Source organism: Halorubrum sp. Atlit-26R (genome assembly GCF_003666015.1).
Lineage (GTDB): Archaea > Halobacteriota > Halobacteria > Halobacteriales > Haloferacaceae > Halorubrum.
In genome coordinates this window covers 1-786 of sequence record NZ_QPLT01000181.1, presented here as the reverse complement: position 1 = coordinate 786, position 786 = coordinate 1, and the positions used below count along the sequence as shown (strand labels likewise).

2 tRNA genes are annotated in these 786 nt (G+C 62.3%); both read left to right on the top strand.

Annotated elements, in window-relative coordinates:
- Window positions 1–485 precede the first annotated feature (485 nt).
- Window positions 486–561: transfer RNA gene (locus DVK07_RS20040), tRNA-Gln, on the top strand.
- Between the two features lie 3 nt (window positions 562–564).
- Window positions 565–638 (top strand) — tRNA-Asp (locus DVK07_RS20035).
- The last annotated feature ends 148 nt before the right edge of the window (window positions 639–786 follow it).

The window sequence follows — 786 nt, the reverse complement described above, 5'->3', positions numbered from 1 at the left end:
GACTAATTTTAATACAATTGCCATGATATTCCAGGCTGACGTCCGATACACCCCTCAAACCGAGAGAGTTCAACACGATGATCATCACTCGCCTCACCCCGCGGCGTGCTCGTTCTCGCTTAGCCGCGGGTCCCGTGTTCGGCGAGTGCCTACAAGATCAGCGTGCGAAGAGTCCGGGCGCAAACCTCCGGATCCACGTCGACTTCGAATACGAGAGTTCGACGCAATCCGGCGACGTCCGGACACTCTCACCCGCATAACTCGGCCCCCATACGGACTACCCGTCACGGGTCGGGGAACACGGGATTGCCGCCTGCCTGTGCCCAGTACTCGCTCAGGACACAGCCTGATGCGAGTGCGGGGTGCCAGGCTCGCGGCTGATTGGTTTCCGTTCGTTCCGATACAGGAACGAGCGGACTTCGTCCGCGCTGAGCGTACGGACGTCGTTAGCCAACAGCCCCGCAGCGAGAGCTGCGGCTACGTCGAGCCCCGGAGTCTCCGCTGGCGAGGGACGCCGGACTTTGAATCCGGAGGTCGCCGGTTCGATTCCGGCCGGGGCGACATGCCGACGTGGTGTAATCCGGCGAGCATACGGTCCTGTCACGGCCGTGATCCGGGTTCAAATCCCGGCGTCGGCGTGGACGCGTGGCGTGGCCACGTGGGGATACCCATCGAGGTAGGCAGCCCGTTGGTGCGATCAGCTGGATCGTTCTCACGGTACTGGGCCCAGCAGGGTCTATAACCTACATGAGCCGGTGTGGTATTCCCGGGAACACCCGAAGTACG